The organism is Propionivibrio sp., assembly GCF_017995515.1.
In the GTDB taxonomy this organism is placed as follows: Bacteria; Pseudomonadota; Gammaproteobacteria; order Burkholderiales; family Rhodocyclaceae; genus Propionivibrio.
The window spans coordinates 1-17,974 of record NZ_JAGOIT010000037.1 but is presented as its reverse complement, the minus strand read 5'-3'; the positions used below and the strand labels follow the sequence as shown (position 1 = coordinate 17,974).

General features: G+C 61.9%; 13 protein-coding genes. All 13 read right to left on the bottom strand.

Translation table 11 applies throughout. The features are described from left to right. Positions 1 to 104 precede the first annotated feature (104 nt). The 13 genes from KBA32_RS08095 to KBA32_RS08035 all read right to left on the bottom strand — a co-directional run bounded on the left by KBA32_RS08095 (position 105) and on the right by KBA32_RS08035 (position 17,711). Complete coding sequence (locus KBA32_RS08095) at positions 105 to 1,055, bottom strand: ABC transporter substrate-binding protein (RefSeq protein ID WP_294357309.1); 951 nt, start codon at positions 1,053 to 1,055, stop codon at positions 105 to 107. Between the two features lie 139 nt (positions 1,056 to 1,194). Beyond that, positions 1,195 to 2,199 carry an ABC transporter permease gene (locus tag KBA32_RS08090; protein ID WP_294357307.1) on the bottom strand — a complete coding sequence of 335 codons (1,005 nt, stop codon included), beginning with the start codon at positions 2,197 to 2,199 and terminating at the stop codon, positions 1,195 to 1,197. Positions 2,200 to 2,214: 15 nt separating this feature from the next. Next, complete coding sequence (locus tag KBA32_RS08085) at positions 2,215 to 3,726, bottom strand: sugar ABC transporter ATP-binding protein (protein WP_294357305.1); 1,512 nt, start codon at positions 3,724 to 3,726, stop codon at positions 2,215 to 2,217. A 457-nt stretch (positions 3,727 to 4,183) separates the two neighbouring features. After that, positions 4,184 to 5,701: a CoA-acylating methylmalonate-semialdehyde dehydrogenase gene (locus KBA32_RS08080; RefSeq protein ID WP_294357303.1), complete on the bottom strand. Its 1,518-nt coding sequence runs from the start codon at positions 5,699 to 5,701 to the stop codon at positions 4,184 to 4,186. A 64-nt stretch (positions 5,702 to 5,765) separates the two neighbouring features. After that, entirely contained in the window at positions 5,766 to 7,262 is a 1,497-nt protein-coding gene (locus KBA32_RS08075; protein WP_294357301.1) for a CoA-acylating methylmalonate-semialdehyde dehydrogenase, read from the bottom strand. 154 nt (positions 7,263 to 7,416) lie between these two features. Continuing rightward, positions 7,417 to 8,214, bottom strand: a complete 798-nt coding sequence (gene iolB, locus KBA32_RS08070) for a 5-deoxy-glucuronate isomerase (protein WP_294357299.1) — start codon at positions 8,212 to 8,214, stop codon at positions 7,417 to 7,419. Positions 8,215 to 8,236: 22 nt separating this feature from the next. Beyond that, a complete protein-coding gene (gene iolE, locus KBA32_RS08065) occupies positions 8,237 to 9,136 on the bottom strand; it encodes a myo-inosose-2 dehydratase (protein ID WP_294357297.1) in 900 nt (299 codons plus the stop codon). A gap of 63 nt (positions 9,137 to 9,199) precedes the next feature. Beyond that, positions 9,200 to 11,053 (bottom strand): 3D-(3,5/4)-trihydroxycyclohexane-1,2-dione acylhydrolase (decyclizing), encoded by a 1,854-nt coding sequence (gene iolD / locus KBA32_RS08060; protein WP_294357295.1) that lies wholly within the window; start codon positions 11,051 to 11,053, stop codon positions 9,200 to 9,202. 266 nt (positions 11,054 to 11,319) lie between these two features. Beyond that, positions 11,320 to 12,339: a Gfo/Idh/MocA family oxidoreductase gene (locus KBA32_RS08055; protein WP_294357293.1), complete on the bottom strand. Its 1,020-nt coding sequence runs from the start codon at positions 12,337 to 12,339 to the stop codon at positions 11,320 to 11,322. A gap of 98 nt (positions 12,340 to 12,437) precedes the next feature. Next, positions 12,438 to 13,535 carry a transaldolase family protein gene (locus tag KBA32_RS08050; RefSeq protein ID WP_294357291.1) on the bottom strand — a complete coding sequence of 366 codons (1,098 nt, stop codon included), beginning with the start codon at positions 13,533 to 13,535 and terminating at the stop codon, positions 12,438 to 12,440. Between the two features lie 393 nt (positions 13,536 to 13,928). Continuing rightward, positions 13,929 to 15,617 carry a methyl-accepting chemotaxis protein gene (locus KBA32_RS08045; RefSeq protein WP_294357290.1) on the bottom strand — a complete coding sequence of 563 codons (1,689 nt, stop codon included), beginning with the start codon at positions 15,615 to 15,617 and terminating at the stop codon, positions 13,929 to 13,931. A gap of 225 nt (positions 15,618 to 15,842) precedes the next feature. After that, positions 15,843 to 16,856, bottom strand: coding sequence for a Gfo/Idh/MocA family oxidoreductase (locus KBA32_RS08040; protein WP_294357288.1), 1,014 nt, complete (start codon positions 16,854 to 16,856; stop codon positions 15,843 to 15,845). A gap of 36 nt (positions 16,857 to 16,892) precedes the next feature. Next, positions 16,893 to 17,711, bottom strand: coding sequence for a TIM barrel protein (locus tag KBA32_RS08035; RefSeq protein WP_294357285.1), 819 nt, complete (start codon positions 17,709 to 17,711; stop codon positions 16,893 to 16,895). Between the last annotated feature and the right edge of the window lie 263 nt (positions 17,712 to 17,974).

Genomic DNA, 17,974 nt, shown 5'->3' with positions numbered 1-17,974 from the left:
CGGTGGAAAGAAAGCAACCGGGCTGTACGGGCGTCGTGTACGCACCCGCACAGCCGGAGAAAGCAGGCGGCTCATCCGCGCGGAAGAGCCGTGTTACGACTGGATCAATCGTAGAGAACGGCCGAGATCTTCGGGTCGTTCATGTTGTTCTTGTCCCAGTAGTAGAAGCCGGTGTCGATGATCTTCGGCAGCGTTTCGCCCTTGAGCGCCTTGACGGCTGCTTCAACCGTCTTGTAGCCCATGCCGACCGGGTTCTGCGTGATGGCGCCGGCCATTTCGCCGCTCGCCACGGCAGCCTTCTGCTGCTTGCCGGAGTCGTAGCCGATGATGACGACCTTGCGCTTCATTTCCTTGGCGGCATTCAGCACGCCGATCGCCGAACCTTCATTGGCGCCGAAGTAACCCTTCAGGTTCGGGTTGGCTTGCAGCACGGCCTTGGCGACTTCGGTCGACTTCAGGTGGTCGCCGGCGCCGTATTGCACGCTGACGACCTTGATCTTCGGATACTTGGCCTTGACCTGGTTCAGGAAGCCATCGCGACGGTCGATACCGGTGCGGCTGGTCTGGTCATGCACGAGCACGGCCACATCGCCTTCACCGCCGATCAGCTCGGCCATCTTGTCGGCTGCGAGGCCGGCAGCTGCCAGGTTGTCCGTCGTCGTCGTCGTCAGCGGGATGTCGCTATCGACGCCAGAGTCAAACGCGATGACCGGGATCTTGGCAGCTTGAGCCTTCTTCAGGAGCGGAATCGCTGCCTTGCTGTCGAGCGCGGCGAAACCGATGGCGCTCGGCTTCTTGGCCAGTGCGGCGGAGAGCATGTCGATCTGTTTGTCGACCATGGCTTCGCTTTCCGGACCTTCGAACGTGACCTTGACGTTCAGATCCTTGCCGGCCTGGTCAGCGCCAGACTTCACGGCTTGCCAGAATTGGTGCTGGAAACCCTTCGAGATGAGGGGAACGAAAACTTCTTCAGCCGAAACGGTGCCAGAAAAACCGATTGACGCGCCCAGACCCAGGCCGATGGCCAAGCTCAGCATTTTTTTCTTCAGATTCATTGTGTGCCTCCAGAAAGGGAAAACAAAGAAACAGACTGCAATGGGTACAACGAACAACTGGCCCAACGAACTACCCTGATACGGTTGCTGCAAGCGGAGCGCCGCGGTTTTGTGTCGCGACGCTCCAATTTCGCTATCCCTACTTCTTCTTTCGCATGTTGTCGGCGAAGACGGCGAGGATGATGATGATGCCGGTCATGATGATCTGCCACTCCTGCGCCACCGACATGATGCGCAGACCGTTGGTCAGCACGCTCATGATGAAGGCGCCGATGATCGTGCCGAGGATGGTGCCGGAACCGCCGGAGAGCGAGGTGCCGCCGATGACCACCGCAGCGATTGCGTCGAGTTCATAGCCCTGGCCAAGCGCCGGCTGTGCGGAATTCAGACGCGAGGCCATGAGCAGACCGGCGATACCGCAGATGCCGCCGGCAAACGAGTAAACGATGATCTTCCAGCGATCGGTATTGACGCCGGAGAGACGGACCGCTTCCTCATTGCTGCCGAGCGCGAAGGTGTAGGTGCCGAGGATCGTCTTGTTGAGGATGAAGGTCGCAGCGATGGCGACGATGAAGAGGATCAGCACGGCGTTCGGGATCGGCAGGCTGGGCAGGATTTCTCCAATCAGCGAGTCCTGGGCGATCGCGGTGAAGCCTTCGGTGTCGTTGAAGTAGATCGGCTTGGTGCCCGAAATCACCAGCGACAGGCCCTTGGTGAGCAGCATCATGCCGAGCGTGGCGATGAACGGCGGGATCTTCATCTTGGCGATCATGAAGCCGGAAGTGAAGCCGCACAGCGCACCGAAGAAGATCGAGGTCACGACGCCGGTCCACAGCGGCATGCCCATGTTGGTCAGGACGACACCGGTCATCACCGAGCAGAAGGTCATCATCGTGCCGACCGAGAGGTCGATGCCGGCGGTGATGATGATGAAGGTACAGGCAATGGCGAGGACGCCGTTGACCGCCGTCGCCTGCAGGATGCCGACGATGTTGTCGGTCTGCATGAAGGCCGGCGAGGCGAAGCTGAAGAAGATCATGAGGCCGATCAGGCTGGCGAAGGCCAGCATTTTCTGCCGGGCGGAAGCGTTCAACAACGCCTTGGGGGCTTGCGTTTCCTTGGTCGTAGCAATCGTAGAAGACATGGCGAGGGATCCGGATTAGTTGAATTGGGTGGTTTCGCGCTGGGTGGCGTACTGCATGATGTTTTCCTGGGTCGCTTCGCCGGCTTTCAGTTCGCCGGTGATGCGGCCTTCGCACATCACGAGAATGCGGTGCGAGAGGCGCAGGACTTCGGGCAGTTCGGAGGAGATCATGACGATCGCCCGACCTTGTTCGGCCAGTGTGTTGAGCAGCTTGTAGATTTCGCTCTTGGCGCCGACGTCGATGCCGCGCGTCGGTTCGTCGAAGAAGAGCACTTCGCAGTCGCGCACCAGCCATTTGGCGATGACGACTTTCTGCTGGTTGCCGCCGGAGAGGAAGGCGACCTTCTGGGAGACGTTCGGCGTCTTGATGTCGAGCTGCTTGACGAAATGCAACGCGGTTTCGCGGATCGCTTTCTGCTTCAGGAAAAAGTTGGCGGAGAGGAAGCGCTTCATCGTGGTCAGCACGATGTTCGCTTCGACGTCCATGCCGGTGGCCAAGCCGAAGTGCTTGCGGTCTTCCGAGAGATAGCCGATGCCGTGCTTGACCGCGTCGGTCGGCGTCTTGATCGAGGCGGTCTGGCCGTGGACGATGATTTCGCCGGAGTCGATCTTGTCGGCGCCGAAGATGGCGCGGGCGACTTCGGTGCGGCCGGCGCCCATGAGGCCGGCGAAGCCGAGGATTTCGCCCTTCCTGACCTGGAAGCTGACGTTCTTGATGACGCGGCCGCGATTGAGATTCTTCACTTCGAGGACGACCTCGGCGTTCTGCGGCGCCGGGGTCGGGCCGTCGCCGTCGAACAGTTGCCGGCCGACCATCATGCCGATGATGGTGTCCATGCTCGTTTCGGCGGTCGGGACGGTGCCGATGTACTGGCCGTCGCGCATGACGGTGACGCGGTCGGAGATGCGCTTCAACTCGTCCATCTTGTGCGAGATGTAGACCATGCCGACGCCGTGTTCCTTGAGCTGGCGGATGATCTTGAACAGGTCGTCGATTTCGGCGTTGTTCAGGGCGGCGGTCGGTTCGTCGAGGATGAGCACTTTCGTGCCGTGGAAGGAGAGTGCCTTGGCGATTTCGACCATCTGCTGCTTGGCGACGGTCAGTTCGCTGACCAGCGTCTCCGGGTCGAGCTTGAGGTGCAGGCGGTCGAGGATGGCCTGCGTCTCCTTGTTCATCTTCTGCTTGTCGACGACGCCGAACCTGTTCCTCGGTTCACGGCCGATGAAGATGTTGTTGGCAACGCTCATGTGACTCATCAGGTTGAGTTCCTGATGGATGATGCCGACGCCTAGCGCCTGCGCTGCGCGCGGGCCGCTGATTTCGACCTCCTGACCGTTGATCTTGATCGTGCCGCCGTCCTTTTGATAGACGCCGGCCAGCACCTTCATCAACGTGGATTTCCCCGCGCCGTTCTCGCCCATCAGGGCGTGAACTTCCCCCGCAACAAGATCAAACCGGGCGTCGATCAACGCTCGCACCCCGGGAAATGACTTGTTGAGATTCCTAATCTCGACGATCGGTGTCACGTATTGCCCTTCCCTAAAAATCAGATATCTGAGGCTTCTTCATTTGCCATGCTCTTGTCGTGGCATGCTCAAATGCACGAATACTACGACTCGTGCAGCAAATCCAGATTTCAATTTTTTCTTGTTCTTATTACAAATACTACAAGCCGTTCGCGGCACCCGTTCATGCGATGCGTGCGCCCCGGTTGCAGAGCGTCGTCACACGCTCGCCTGACGACTTATTTTCCGCTGTTATTTTAGCTAAGTCGAGTTAGCAATATAAACAGGGCGAAATGTAAAAACAAGCCCCCACGATGTAAATATTTAGTGCGCCGTCGAAACCGCCTTGCAAAAAGGCAAAAAAAACGCAAACCCGACCGAGATCAGGTTTGCGCTCAAGCGCTGTTGCCAGCGTCACATGCCGAAGTTGATCGATACGGCTGATCCGAGGGAGATCAGCCGCTCGCGAATCTCTTGCCTAGTTGCGGGTCAGCGTGCCGTCCCAGGTCGACACGGCCTTCTTCGAGTCCTCTTCAGTGAACCAGACCGAGGTGACCGCCTTGGTTTCGGTGAAGAAGGCGACGCCGTCCTTGCCCATGGCGTGCAGGTCGCCAAAGAACGAATCCTTGTGTCCGGTGAAGGGGAAGATCGAGAACGGGACCGGGATGCCGACGTTGATGCCGACCATGCCGCCGTGCGTGCGCTTGGCGAACTCGCGGGCATGGCGTCCGGAACTCGTGTAGATGCACGAGCCGTTGGCGAAGCGGTTGGCGTTCATGATCGCCAGGCCTTCCTCGAAGTCCTTGACGCGCTTGATGCAGGTCACCGGCCCGAAGATTTCGTCGTTGCCGACGCTGTGTTCCGGCAGCACGTTGTCGAAGATCGTCGGGCCGACGAAATAGCCGTTCTCGCAACCGTCGACCTTCGCGCCGCGGCCGTCGAGGACGAGCTTTGCACCTTCGTCGACGCCGCGCTGGATCCAGTTTTCGACCGACTGCTTCTGCGCCGCGGAGACTAGCGGGCCGAGTTGCGACGACGGGTCGTAGGCCGGACCGAGCTTGAGCTCCATGGCTTTCTTCTTGAACAGGGCGATGAATTCATCGGCGATCGATTCCTGCACGCAGACGACCGGCAAGGCCATGCAGCGCTGACCGGCGCAACCGTAGGTCGAGTTGATGATGCCGGCGACTGAACGCTCAAGCACGCAGTCTTCCATGACCAGCGCGTGGTTCTTGGCTTCGCACAGGGCCTGGACGCGCTTGCCGGCGCCGGCGGCGGTCGAGTAGATGTGCAGGCCGACCGAGGTCGAGCCGACGAAGGTGACGCCCTTGACGGCCGGGTTGGTGAGCAGCGAATCGGCTTCGACACGCGAGCACGTGACGAGATTGACCACGCCTTTGGGCAAACCGGCTTCGATCAACAGTTCGAGCATGCGGCTCGACGTCTGCGGCACCATCGAGGCTGCCTTCAGGACGAAGGTGTTGCCGGTGGTGATGCAGAACGGCAGCATCCAGCCCATCGGGATCATCGCCGGGAAGTTGTACGGCGCGATACCGACGAAAACGCCGAGCGGCTCACGGAACGAGACGGTGTCATAGCCGTTGGCGACGTTCATGCAGGTGTCGCCCTGCATCAGGTAGTGCGACGCACAGGCGCATTCGACGACTTCGATTGCCTTCAGCACGTCGCCCTTGGCTTCCGCGACGACCTTGCCCATTTCGGTAGCAAGCAGCGTGGCGAGTTCGTCGAGGTTCTTGTCGAGCAGTGCCTTGAAACGGAACATCAGCTGGATGCGCTGCGGGATCGGCGTATTGGACCAGGCCGGGAACGCGGCAGCGGCGGCCTTGACGGCGGCGTCGACTTCGCTCTGCGTGCAGCACGGGGCTTCGGCGATCTGGACGCCGAGGCTGGGGTTCATCACCGGCATGTACTTCGACGTTGCCGATTCGAGCCACTCGTTGTTGATGCAGTACTTCAAACGCTTGATGCTGGCCATTTTTACGACTCCTTGGATGACGTTGAAAATCCCTTGCGTTGCTTGGTTTTCGGGTGCCCTGCCGCTATTTCATCGTCGGCATGACGAAATCCGCACCGGCGCGCATGCCGGTCGGCCAGCGCGTAGTGATCGTTTTCAGCTTGGTGTAAAAGCGCACGCCTTCCGGGCCGTGCATGTGGTGGTCGCCGAAGAGCGAGGCTTTCCAGCCGCCGAAGCTGTGGAAGGCCATGGGCACCGGGATCGGCACATTGACGCCGACCATGCCGACCTGCACGCGGTGGCTGAAGTCGCGCGCCGCGTCGCCGTCGCGGGTGAAGATCGCCGTGCCGTTGCCGTATTCGTGCTCGTTGACCAGATCGACGGCCGACGTGTAATCGGCGGCGCGCACGATCGCCAGCACCGGCCCGAAGATTTCTTCGCGGTAGATTTTCATTTCCGGCGTCACGTGATCGAACAGCGTCGGACCGACCCAATTGCCGCGCGGATAGCCGTGGATCTTGCATTCACGCCCGTCGACGAGCAGCGTTGCGCCTTCTTCCGCACCGCTGTCGATATAGCTGACGACCTTGTCGCGGTGCTGCGCGGTGATCAGCGGCCCCATTTCCGAAGTGCGGTCGGAGCCCGGCCCGGTCTTCAGCGCCGCGATGCGCGGCAGCAGCTTCTCGACGAGCGTGTCGGCCGTCGCATCGCCAACCGCGACGACGACCGAGATCGCCATGCAGCGCTCGCCCGCCGCGCCGTAAGCGGCGCCCATCAGCGCGTCGGCAGTGAGATCGAGGTCGGCGTCGGGCATCACGACCATGTGGTTCTTGGCGCCGCCCAATGCCTGCGCGCGCTTGCCGAAAGCACAGGCGCGCTCGTAGATGTAGCGGGCGATCGGCGTCGAGCCGACGAAGCTCACCGCCTTGACGTCGGGGTGTTCGAGCAGGGTGTCGACCGACTCCTTGTCGCCATTGATGACGTTGAACACGCCGTCGGGCAGCCCCGCTTCCTTGAGCAGGCGCGCGACGATCAGCGACGCCGACGGATCGCGCTCGGAGGGTTTCAAAATGAACGTATTGCCGCAGGCCAGAGCGACCGGGAACATCCACATCGGCACCATGATCGGGAAGTTGAACGGCGTGATGCCGGCGACGACGCCGAGCGGCTGACGCAGGCTGTGCGAGTCGACGCTGGTGCCGACGTTCTCGGTCACTTCGCCCTTCAGGAGGTGCGGGATACCGACGGCGAACTCGACGACTTCCAGCCCGCGCTGCACTTCGCCGAGCGCGTCGGCGTGCACCTTGCCGTGCTCCGAAGTGATCGTCGCGGCGAGTTCTTCAGCGTGCTCTTCGAGCAGCGCGCGAAAGCGGTTGAGAATGCGCGAACGGCGCAGCGGCGGCGTCGCCGCCCAGCCGGGGAAAGCGCGCGCGGCCGCGGCGACGGCAGCGTCGACGTCTTCACGCGCGGCGAGCCGAACGCGTCCGATCATCTCGCCGCGCGCCGGATCGTTGATGTCCTGGCTACGCCCGGGTGCGCCGGCGGTGAGCTTGCCATCGATGTATTGCAGCACTTCGTACATTCATCACTCCTTTTTCGATTCGGCGGCGCCGTGATGCAAGTGGCGACTACCGGAATTCGGGCGACACGGTCCCACGCCACGGCAAAAGCCGTGGCTTCCTTCCCTTTGTTCTTCCCTGAATCGCCTTCGTGCGAAGGCTAGTTCGACTTTGTTGCTAGGCCGGTTTCAGCATCCACTCATGCACCGGATCGTTCTTGAATACCCAGTTGCGCTTCTCGCCGGCCATTACATTGAGGTAGTACGACGTGTAGGCATGCGGCACGGTGACCGGGTGGTAGCCGCGCGGCACCATCACGACGTCGTGATCTTCGGCAGCCATCGCCTCGTCGAGGCTGCGGTCGTCGGTATAGACACGCTGGAAGACGTAGCCCTGCGGCGGATTGAGGCGGTGGTAGTAGGTCTCTTCCAGCGAGCTTTCGACCGGCATGTTGTCCTGGTCATGCTTGTGCGGCGGGTAGCTCGACGAGTGGCTGGCCGGGGTGATGACTTCGACCACCAACAAACTGTCGGCCGACTGGTCGGACGGCAGGATGTCGGTGACGAAGCGCTGGTTGGAGCCTTCGCCGCGCACCGAACGACGCATCGACGCCGCCGGAATCACGCGCGCCGGATGCGTGCCGAAGCCCGGCGCATGGGTGATCGCGATTTCGCAAGCGGTCACTGCGGTTGCGCTGACGCGGCAGTTATTGGGAACGTAGGCCGCATCCGGCGCCTTGTCCTCGAATACGCTGTCGCGCGTACCGAGCACGCCGCAGTCGATGCTGCCCGCCTGCACCCTGGCCTTGCCGGCGAGTACCACCAGGCAAGCCTCGCGCGCCGGATCTTCGAACGACACCGATTCGCCCGGTTGCAGACGATAGGCCGCAAAGCCAACGTAGCCCCAGCCGGCCGAAGCCGGTGTCACATTGGCGATTTCCTTGCCCGGCTTCGCTTTTACCAATAACTTGCTCACGCTTTTCCCCTTGCTCGGCTCGTTAGCCGTTGACCTTCTTCACCAGTGACGCCAGGCAGTCGTAACCCTTCTTGGCGTACTCGTAGCTCGGTGCGACGGCCGGGTCCTGCTCGGCCTCGACGACCAGCCAGCCCTTGTAGTTGTGTTCGGCGAGCAAAGCGAGGATCGGCTCGAAGTCGATCATGCCGTCGCCCGGCACGGTAAACACGCCGTCGAGCACCGAGTTGAGGAAGCTCTGATCGTTGTTGCGCGCCTTCTTCATCACGGCCTCGCGCACGTCCTTGCAATGCACGTGCACGACGCGGCCGATGTGCTTCTTCAGCTCGGCCAGGGCGTTGCCGCCGCCGAAGGTGATGTGGCCGGTATCGAAGAGCAGGCCGACGTTGTCGGTCGTCAGCTTCATCAGCGTATCGAGATCCTGCGTGCTCTCGCAGTACGCGCCCATGTGGTGGTGGTAAGCCAGCGTGATGCCATTCGACTTGAGATAGGCACCGAAGGCGTCGAGCTTCTTCGCATAGTCTTCCCATTGCGCCATCGTCGTGAAGCGCGGCCGGCGCGACAGCGGCACCTGCTGCTGGCCCTGTACCGAACCGGCGACTTCGCCATAGACCATCACTTTGCAGCCGTTGAAGACGAGTTTCTTCATGTGGGCATCCACGGCCTTGATCTCGTCTTCCAGCGTGCCCTCGGCGAGGTTGCCCGAATGCCATCCGGAGACGACGACCGCGCCGTAACCGGCCAGCTTGGCCTTCAGTTCGGCCGGATCCTTCGGGAACTTGTTGCCGAGTTCGAAGCCGACGTAACCGATCTCGGTGCCTTCCACCAGACAGGTTTCCAGCGGCGTGTCGCCACCGAGTTGCGGCAGGTCGTCATTCGTCCAGGAGATCGGGTTGATGCCGATGCGCACTTCGAGTTTTCCCATGTCTGTCTCTTTTCCTGTAATTGTTTGGATTGGTCGGTTTTATGTGTTGAATGACTGCCGTTGCTAGACGCGCTGCTTTTTCTTGTCCAGCACCAGTCGCTCGTGCGCCGCCACCACTTGCGGACGCTTCGAAACTTCGGGCACGCCGACTTCCCACCAGGAGCCACCTTCCGGTGTGCATTGCGGTCCGTCGATGACGATGCTGATCAGGTAGGACTTGTCCGAGGCACGGGCTCGGACCATCGCCGCCTTCAGCTCGTCGATGGTCTTCACCGTCTCGGCGTTGGCGCCGAGCGAACGGGCGTTCAGCTCGAAGTCGATGGCCGGGACACCGTGCGCGCCGGTGCGGCAATCCTTGTACATATTGTTGAACTCGGCACCGCCGCAGGCCTGCTGCAGGCGGTTGATGCAGGCGTAGCCAAAGTTGTCGGTGAGCACGACGATGATCTTCAGGCCGAGCATCACCGAGGTCGCCAGTTCGTTGTTCAGCATCAGGTAGCTGCCGTCGCCGACGATGACGATCACCTCGCGATCCGGCCGTGCCATCTTGACGCCCAGGCCGCCGGCGACTTCGTAGCCCATGCACGAGTAACCGTATTCCATGTGATAGCCGCCCGGCGTCGACGTGCGCCACAGCTTGTGCAGCTCGGCCGGCCACGTACCGGCGGCGCAAACAGCGATATCGTTGGCGCAGGAATCGGGCGACGAAGCCTGCACGGCGCCGGTCACTTCGCCGTAAGTCGGCAGCGCAGCGCGCGAGCTGACGACGATTTCGGAGACCGTGTCGCGCCATTGCTTGTTCAGCGACAGCGCCTTTTCGTGCCAGGCTGCGTCGGAACGCCAAGAGCCCAGAGCCTGCGACAACGCGTCAAGCGCCACAGCCGCGTCGGCATGCACACTGACGCCGCCCCACTTGACGGCGTCGAACGGCGTCACATTGATCGAAACCAGTTTGGCCTGTGAGTAGAGCGCGTGCGAGCCGGTGGTGAAATCCTGCAAGCGCGTGCCGACGGCGATCACGACATCGGCGTCGACCGCCAGCGCGTTCGACGCGGTCGATCCGGTGACGCCAATCGAACCGGAGAGGAGCGGATGATCCCAAGCCAGCGCGCCCTTGCCGGCGTGCGACTCGCCGACCGGAATGCCGTGCTTCTCGACGAAACTCTTGAGCGCCGCCGTACCACCCTCGCTGTACAACACCCCGCCGCCGGTGACGACGATCGGGCGCTTGGCCTGCTTGAGGATTTCGGCGACGGCGTCGATCTCGAAGGCTTCGGGCGGCGGCTGGCGGAAATGGACAACGCGCTCGGCGAAGAATTCTTCCGGCCAGTCTGCCGCCATCGCCTGCACATCCTGCGGCAGCGCCAGCGTCACCGGGCCGCACTGAGCCGGATCGGTGAGCACGGCAATGGCGCGCGGCAAGGCGGTCAGCAGTTGATGCGGCGTGACGATGCGGTCGAAATAACGGGAAACGGGACGCAGACAATCGGCCGCCGAAACGTTGCCATCCTGGAAGTCCTCGACCTGCTGCAAAACGGGATCGGGTGCCCGCGAAACGAAAATGTCGCCCGGAAGCAGCAGCACCGGCAGACGATTGACGTGCGCAGTGCCGGCCGCCGTTACCAGATTGGTGCAGCCTGGCCCGATGGAGGAGGTCACCGCCATCATGCGGCGGCGGAAATGCGCTTTGGCGTAGGCCACGGCGGCAAGCGCCATGCCCTGCTCGTTGTGCGCGCGGTAGGTCGGGAAGGTTTCCTTGACCGCATGCAGCGCTTCTCCGAGACCGGCCACATTGCCATGCCCGAAGATCGCCCAGATGCCGCCAAACAGCGGCTCCGTGCCGTTTTCCGTGAGCACTTTCTGCGCCGCCAGATAGCGCACCAGCGCCTGCGCCATCGTCAACCGAACCGTAGCCATTCACACACCTCCATTATTTGTATTCAGCCAGCGGGATGTTTCCACCACGCTCGCATCGGCACTCGTAAAACTCGAAGATTCGTTGGCAACCACGATAGCGCGGTCCCGACGTAATTGCAACACAAATTCTTAAAATTTTATTATCGGAATTATTGTTCTATTTTCAATCCCGAAAAAGTGCGATCGCTCGCGCTTTCCTTCCTGCCACGCAACTGCCGAGCGGCAGGCGATCCCCATCGAGCATCGCCTGCCGCCGACCGCGTGATTCAACCCAGTTCGATTACGCGGTGCCCCTCATACGCCTCGCGCAGCGCGATGGCGATGCGCGTTGCTTCGCGCGCGTCGGCCAACGTGAGCGGTGACGACGCACCTTGGCGGATGGCGTCGACGAAGGCTTTGGCTTCGATGAGGAAGGCGTCGCTGAAGCGGGCAAAAAAGTCTGGAAGCCCTTGTTGTGAAACACGGTTGCCCTGTTCAACCGTGATCGCCGGAGCGGCGATGCCTTTGCCGGCGAGCGCGCCGCCTTCGGTTCCGCTCGCCCAGAGGGTTGCCTCGTAGCCGCGGTGCGAGGTGCGCGAAATGAACAGCGTGGCGATCAGGCCGTTGTCGAACTCGATGGTGCCGACACCGGTGTCGATGTCGCTGCATTCGGCGAGGCCGGGGTATTGGAGGTTCGAGCCGCTGGCGCTGACGCGCACGGCGCGTGCGCCGTTGGCGAGCCAGCGCGCGAGATCAACATCGTGGATACCGCAGTCGAGGAAGAGGCCGCCGGAAGTTGGAGCGAACTTGACGAAGAAGCCATGCGGGTCGATCGGGTCGTGCGACTCGAAGTGCACACGGTAGACCTTGCCGAGTTCGCCCGCGTCGATGCGTTGTTTGAGCGCCATATAGGCGGCGTCGAAGCGGCGGGTGAAGCCGATCATGACCATCTGGTCCGGGCGCTGCTCGGCGAGCGCCAATACGCGGTCGCACTCGGCAAGGGTGAGGGACAGCGGCTTTTCGCAGAAGACGTGCTTGCCGGCGAGCAGCGATTCCTCGATCTGCTCGACGTGCAGCGAGGTTGGCGTCACCAGCCAGACAGCATCGAGACCGTCGTGCTTCAGGAGTTCGCCGAGCGAGGCATAGATGACTGCGCCTGGGAGGTTCTCACTACCCCACTGGCGTTCTTCAGCCACCGGGCTGGCCGCGGCGACGAGTACCGCACCCGGGACGGAGGCCAACAAGTTCAAGGCGTGCCGGCGTCCGAGACGGCCCAGCCCGACGATACCGATGTTTACAGTTTTCACGTGTGTGACTCCATTGTTTTTTTGGACTCAAGAAAAACGCCGCGCCCTGGTTTCCCCAGCACGCGGCGATTCAACGACCAGCCAACAAACCAGAGGGATTACTTTTTCTTGTCCGGATTCGGAATCATCGCGTCGCGCACGATCGACAGGAGCTCATGGTAGTGGTCGCAGAAGCCGCGCAGCGTGCGTGCGGTCGCACCGTACTGAGTGAATTCCTGTTCGGTCATGCCGTCGACGTCGTAGGCGCGGCGGAAGTCGGGAATCAGTCTGTACAACTCGTCGATGATCTTCGGATCGACCGGATCATTGATTCGCTCCTTGACCTCGACCTTGGAGTTGTTGAACAGCACTTGCCATTCGTGCGGGATCGTCAGGATGACGTCGCCGCCGATGAATTCGGACCAGTGCAGGTGGCTGCGGTAGGCTGCCGCGAGAAGACGCGTGCGGTAACCGCGTTCCTTGTAGATAGCGAGCGCCTTCTTCATCGCCGCGACGCCCGCCCAGTCGGCGTAGCCCGGGGTCAGTGCAATACCATCACGCGCGGCAACGGCCTTCATCCAGTCGTCGAGGCGACCGACCATGATCGTGCACGCCGGGAAGATTTCGCAGTCCTTGCCTTCGGCGGCACGGCGCTTGAGGCCGCGCTCGACGGCATCAGCCACGGCGACCGCTTGCGGCACGGTGAAGCACACCGTCGCGTTGATGGTGACGCCCTGATAGGTCACTTCTTCGATGGCGGCGACGCCGGCGGCGGTCACCGGGATCTTGACCTGGATGTTCGGGGCCAGCGAGTGGAAGTGGCAGGATTGCTTGACCAGCGCTTCCGGGTTGCGGAAGTAGCAGGGATTCGTCTGCATCGACAGGCGGCCTTTGACCCCGCCTTCGCGCTCGAACACCGGCATCAGAAGTTCGGCGCCGCGCAGCCCCATTTCCTCGATCAGGCGCCAGGCGACGTCTTCTTCGCCCCAGGTCGGGTTGTCCTCGATCAGCTGGTTGAGCAGACCGCGCCAGGCCGGAAGTTCCTTCTTCAACACGTTGAGCACGATGCTCGGGTTGGTCGTAGCGCCAACACCGCCATGCGCCATGGCGTACTTGAGTTCATCAAGGGAACAGGAGTCGTTCCAGAAATCGGTGATGTAGTTCGCCGTCGTCAAGCTCAGCGGGCTCTGGACTTCAGTTTGTTCTGGGTTACTCATTTGCACATACCTCGTCGTGGGCTAACAGTAAATGGATGGCCTTGAGGTTGATCTTTTCCGGCGCGCGCGGTGACTGGAAACCCACGCTTGCCACGACCAAGGCGAATGTCTGATGCACGCAATAAAGCCAACACAAAACGGCACTTCTGGCACTTCTGGCGGCATTCGTCATTGTTTGCTCAACCTTGCAACAACAATATATTTTCTATTTGTCGATGTCAAATAGAAATCACGTTCTATTGAGATTTTTTTCCGTCGATAGAACGCGCGTCTGTGTGCGACAGAAAACGCGGCCGACCGCGCACGCAAAAACGCCCGGCGGTGCGGCACCGGGCGTGGCGGATTTGAGGGCTCCGCGCGAGCGGCGGGCGTGCAATGACGATCCGGCGCGGATCAGACCTTGAAGCGTCCGGCCGTCTCGCGGAGCGCGTCGGCGAGCTGGTCGAGTTCCTCGGCGACCTGGGCCGTGTTCCTGGCGGCAAAGGAGTTTTCCTCGCTCATGCGCGCGACGGTTTCGACGCGGCGGGCGATGTCCTGCGCCACCGAGTTCTGCTCGTTCAACGCGACCGAAATGTCGTTGATCGCCTCGGCGACGTGCTGCGCGCTGCCCTGGATCTCACCGACGCGCATCGCCGCCTGGTCGGACAAGGTGTTGCCGACGTCGACGCGCTGCACGACCGACTCCATGCCGACGACAGCGCTCTGCGTCGTGCTCTGCATCGAACCGACCACCTTCGAGATGTCGGTCGTCGACGACGCGGTGCGTTCGGCGAGCTTGCGCACCTCGTCGGCCACCACCGCGAAACCGCGCCCCTGCTCGCCCGCCCGCGCCGCTTCGATCGCGGCGTTGAGCGCCAGCAGGTTGGTCTGGTCGGCGACGTCCTTGATCACCTGCACGATCATCGAGATCTTGTTCGACTGCACGCCGACCTCGTTGATGTTCTGCCCGGCGCCTTGCACCGTCTTCGCGATTTCGGCCATTTCGACGTTGGTCTGTGAAATCGTCTCGGCGCCCGAGTTCGCGGCGGCACCGGCCTCGTGCGCGCGGCGCAGCGCGTCCTGCGTCGACTCGTTGATGTGGGTGATCGAGACGGTCATCTCCTCGATCGCCGCCGCCATCGCCGACGCCGACTCGCTCTGGTTGTCGGAAGCATCCGACACCTGGCGCGACACTTCGGCCGCCGAGTGCGCGGCGCTGGAAATGCGCTCAGCGTTGTCGAGCACCTCGCGCAGCGACGACTGCATCTGCTCGATCAGCCGGTTGAACGCCAGCGCCGTCTGTCCCGCCTCGTCGCGCGAAGTCACCGGCGCGCGATGCGTGAAGTCGTTATTCGCCGCCACCGTGACGATGGTACGGCGCATGCTGTCGAGCGGTTTGACAATGCCTCTTGCGAGGACGATACCGAGCACGATGAGCACCGCGGTCGCCAGGACGAAGATCGCGAGCATCGTCGCCGTGCTCGTCCGGCTTGCATTCTTGCCGGCTTCGATGGCTTCGGCGCCGGACTTGAGATTGGCCTCGACGAGCGCGAGCAGCGCCTTCTGCAACGCCGGTTCGACGACACCCCACGGCGTCACGGACATGTCGTAGTCGTCGAACAGGTCGGCCTGCTTCGCCATCGCCTCCTCGGTGTTGCTGCCGTTGTCCTCGATCGCCGCCAGTTGCTCGATCACCTTGGCCGTGCGCGTTGAGTAGGTGTACCAGTTGGAGTAGGTTCGCTTGAAGGCTTGCCAGGCTTCCGCCTCCGCCGGTGACAGCTTGATCGTTTCGTACGCGGCAACCGCGGCGGTCAGCGCCTTGTCGATCGCCGGAATACGGCGGTTGATGTTCTTGAAGTACTTCTGCGCGTACTTCTTCTCACGCCAGAGCGACGCCTCAAGGCAGACCGAATGCAGCGTCGCCATGCTGGTCCGGATATTCGACAGCGTATTGGCCGTCGGTAACTTCTCCTCAGACATGACGTTGAGCACCGACTCGATGCGCTTCGCGCCGATCAATCCGGCGCCGCCGACCACGACCAGCATCAGGATCGCGAAAAAAATCAGGAACCCGAGCTTCTGTTTGACGTTGTAACCACCCATGCTGCGCCCTCCTCCTCGCCGAAACGGCATTCGTTGATGTGCTCATTGATTGAGTCTTGATTTGTTGTAGGTGCGGCAAACGACGTTTTTAGAATAACTCAAAGTGTCGGGCGAACAACAGCACCGACGGTGCCGGGATATGGACAAATTCGGGGCCGAAGGCACATAAGGAAAGAGCACCGGACCGGCGCGAGCCGGTGCGATGCTCCATTGCCTTACGGCGCTTTATGCCGTGTAGAACACCGGACGCTCGGGCATCGAAACGGTTTCGATGGCCCCCGTCGATTGCGCCTTCACGCATGCGTCGGCGGCGACCGCGGCGGCATAGCCGTCCCACGCCGACGGGCCAGTCAGCTTGCCGGAGATCAGGCCGTTGATGAAGCCTTGCAGTTCCACGTCATAGGCATCGATGAAGCGCTGTTTCCAGTCGGTGAGGATCTCGACCGAGCGCTTGGCGGCACTGCGCATCGGCACGTTGTTCGGCTCCGGCAGGCGGGCAATGCCTGTTTCGCCGACGACTTCGCACTGGATGTCGTAGCCATAGACGCAGTTGACGAACACCTCGACGTCGATGCGCACGCCCTTCACCGTTTCCATCAGGATGATCTGCGGATCGGCGAGATGGCTCGATGCATTGCGCGTCTTCTTCGGATAGACGACCTGCACGGTCTTGTAGTCGTCGTTGAGCAGCCAGCGCAGCACGTCGATCTCATGGATCACGGTGTCGGTAATCGCCATGTCGGTCTTGTAGCTGTCGCCGACCGCCGGATTGCGGTGTGCGCAATGCACGATCAGCGGATCGCCGATCTGGCCATCGTCGATCACCTTCTTCAGCGCGCGGTAACCGGCATCGTACGGACGCATGAAGCCGACCTGCACCAGGCGCTTGCCGGCCGCAACTTCGGCCTTGACGATGTTCATGCAGCCTTCCGCCGTCGTCGCCAGCGGCTTCTCGCAGAACACCGGCTTGCCGGCGGCGACCGCGGCGAGCACGTACTCCTCGTGCGTCGGGCCCCAGGAGGTGACGAGGACGACTTCGACATCCTTGGCTGCGATCAGCGCCTTGCCGTCGGCGTACACCTCGGCCTTGAGGCCGTACTTGGCGACGGTTTCCTTCGCCTGTTCGAGGTTGATGTCGGTCACGGCGACGACCTGCCCGCCGGTCAGGGTGTTGGTGATGCGACGGATGTGGTCCTGGCCGATGGCGCCGGTGCCGATTACGCCGATTTTCAGTGTCATGGTGAAACTCCTTTTGTTTGATTGGTTACGGTTCGATCAGACGTTGGCGCGGATGAAGTCCATGCTCGTCTTCAGGATTTCTTCGCTGTTTTTCGCGTCCATCACCTCGGCGGCGAAGGGTTCGAACGACACGACGCCCTGGTAGCCGCGATCGAGCAGGATCTTGAGCTGGCGGATGTTGCCCAGGCGGTCAGCGTCGCCGACGAGGAGGCGGTGGCCGTCGAGCATGTCGGCGTCGGCGACACCCTTGTCTTCGACGCCGGAGATGTGCACCAGGCCGGTCAGGTCGGGATAGAAGATGTCCTCGCCGGACAGGTAGTGGTGGAAGGTGTCATGCACGAGGCGATAGGCGCGCTCGCAGCCGGCGTCGTAGATCGCCTTCACGGCATCCGACTTGCGGCGCAGCGAGCATTGCTGGAAGCCGAGCGGCTCGACGAGGCCGAGCAGCCCGTTGTCCTCGAGGATCGGGCGCAGCGACTTGAGAGATTTCACCAGATCAGCGTGCCGTTCAGCCGGCGTGCGCTTGTCGTCCCAGCTGTTGAACGGGCACATGACGAGCGCCTCTGCACCACACTGCGCGGCGTACTTCGCCATCGCGGTCGCGCGGCTTTCGAGATCGGCGTTGAAGATATCAAAGGGATAAAGCGCGTTGATCGAACGGATGGCGATCCCGGCCGCGGCAGCCGCTGCCTTGATTGTCGCCGGCGCGGCGCCGTCCTGCATTTCGACGCCAGGAAGGTCGTTGCGGATTTCGATGCTATCAACGCCGAGACGCTTGCACATCGCCAGATAGTCGACGAAAGAGACGCGCGGCGCGCTGATGCGGTTAAGGGAGAAACGAATGGAACGGCTCATTGCATGACCTCCGAAAGTGGAAAGTTGGGTGAGCGGCGCTTGCGAGATGACAGAACGCTGCCCTCGGTTTTAAAAATACGGGTGATGCCATTGGCGCCGGAACCCGCCCCGCGCCGTTTAAAGAACTCGCTTAGCGATACTTGTCGAGATAGCGCTGAATCTCCGTGCGCATGAAGCGCGAGGAGTCCTCGGCGCGATCCTCCCAGGCGAAGACGCAGGAGGAGAGCACGCCGTCGAACTTGATCTCGCCCAAGGTCTTGAAG

Coding starts and splice junctions, on each gene's coding strand:
- KBA32_RS08095 (WP_294357309.1), bottom strand. CDS start 1,055: ATGAATCTGAAGAAAAAAATGCTGAGCTTGGCCATCGGCCTGGGTCTG.
- KBA32_RS08090 (WP_294357307.1), bottom strand. CDS start 2,199: ATGTCTTCTACGATTGCTACGACCAAGGAAACGCAAGCCCCCAAGGCG.
- KBA32_RS08080 (WP_294357303.1), bottom strand. CDS start 5,701: ATGGCCAGCATCAAGCGTTTGAAGTACTGCATCAACAACGAGTGGCTC.
- KBA32_RS08075 (WP_294357301.1), bottom strand. CDS start 7,262: ATGTACGAAGTGCTGCAATACATCGATGGCAAGCTCACCGCCGGCGCA.
- iolE (WP_294357297.1), bottom strand. CDS start 9,136: ATGGGAAAACTCGAAGTGCGCATCGGCATCAACCCGATCTCCTGGACG.
- iolD (WP_294357295.1), bottom strand. CDS start 11,053: ATGGCTACGGTTCGGTTGACGATGGCGCAGGCGCTGGTGCGCTATCTG.
- KBA32_RS08050 (WP_294357291.1), bottom strand. CDS start 13,535: ATGAGTAACCCAGAACAAACTGAAGTCCAGAGCCCGCTGAGCTTGACG.
- KBA32_RS08045 (WP_294357290.1), bottom strand. CDS start 15,617: ATGGGTGGTTACAACGTCAAACAGAAGCTCGGGTTCCTGATTTTTTTC.
- KBA32_RS08040 (WP_294357288.1), bottom strand. CDS start 16,856: ATGACACTGAAAATCGGCGTAATCGGCACCGGCGCCATCGGCCAGGAC.
- KBA32_RS08035 (WP_294357285.1), bottom strand. CDS start 17,711: ATGAGCCGTTCCATTCGTTTCTCCCTTAACCGCATCAGCGCGCCGCGC.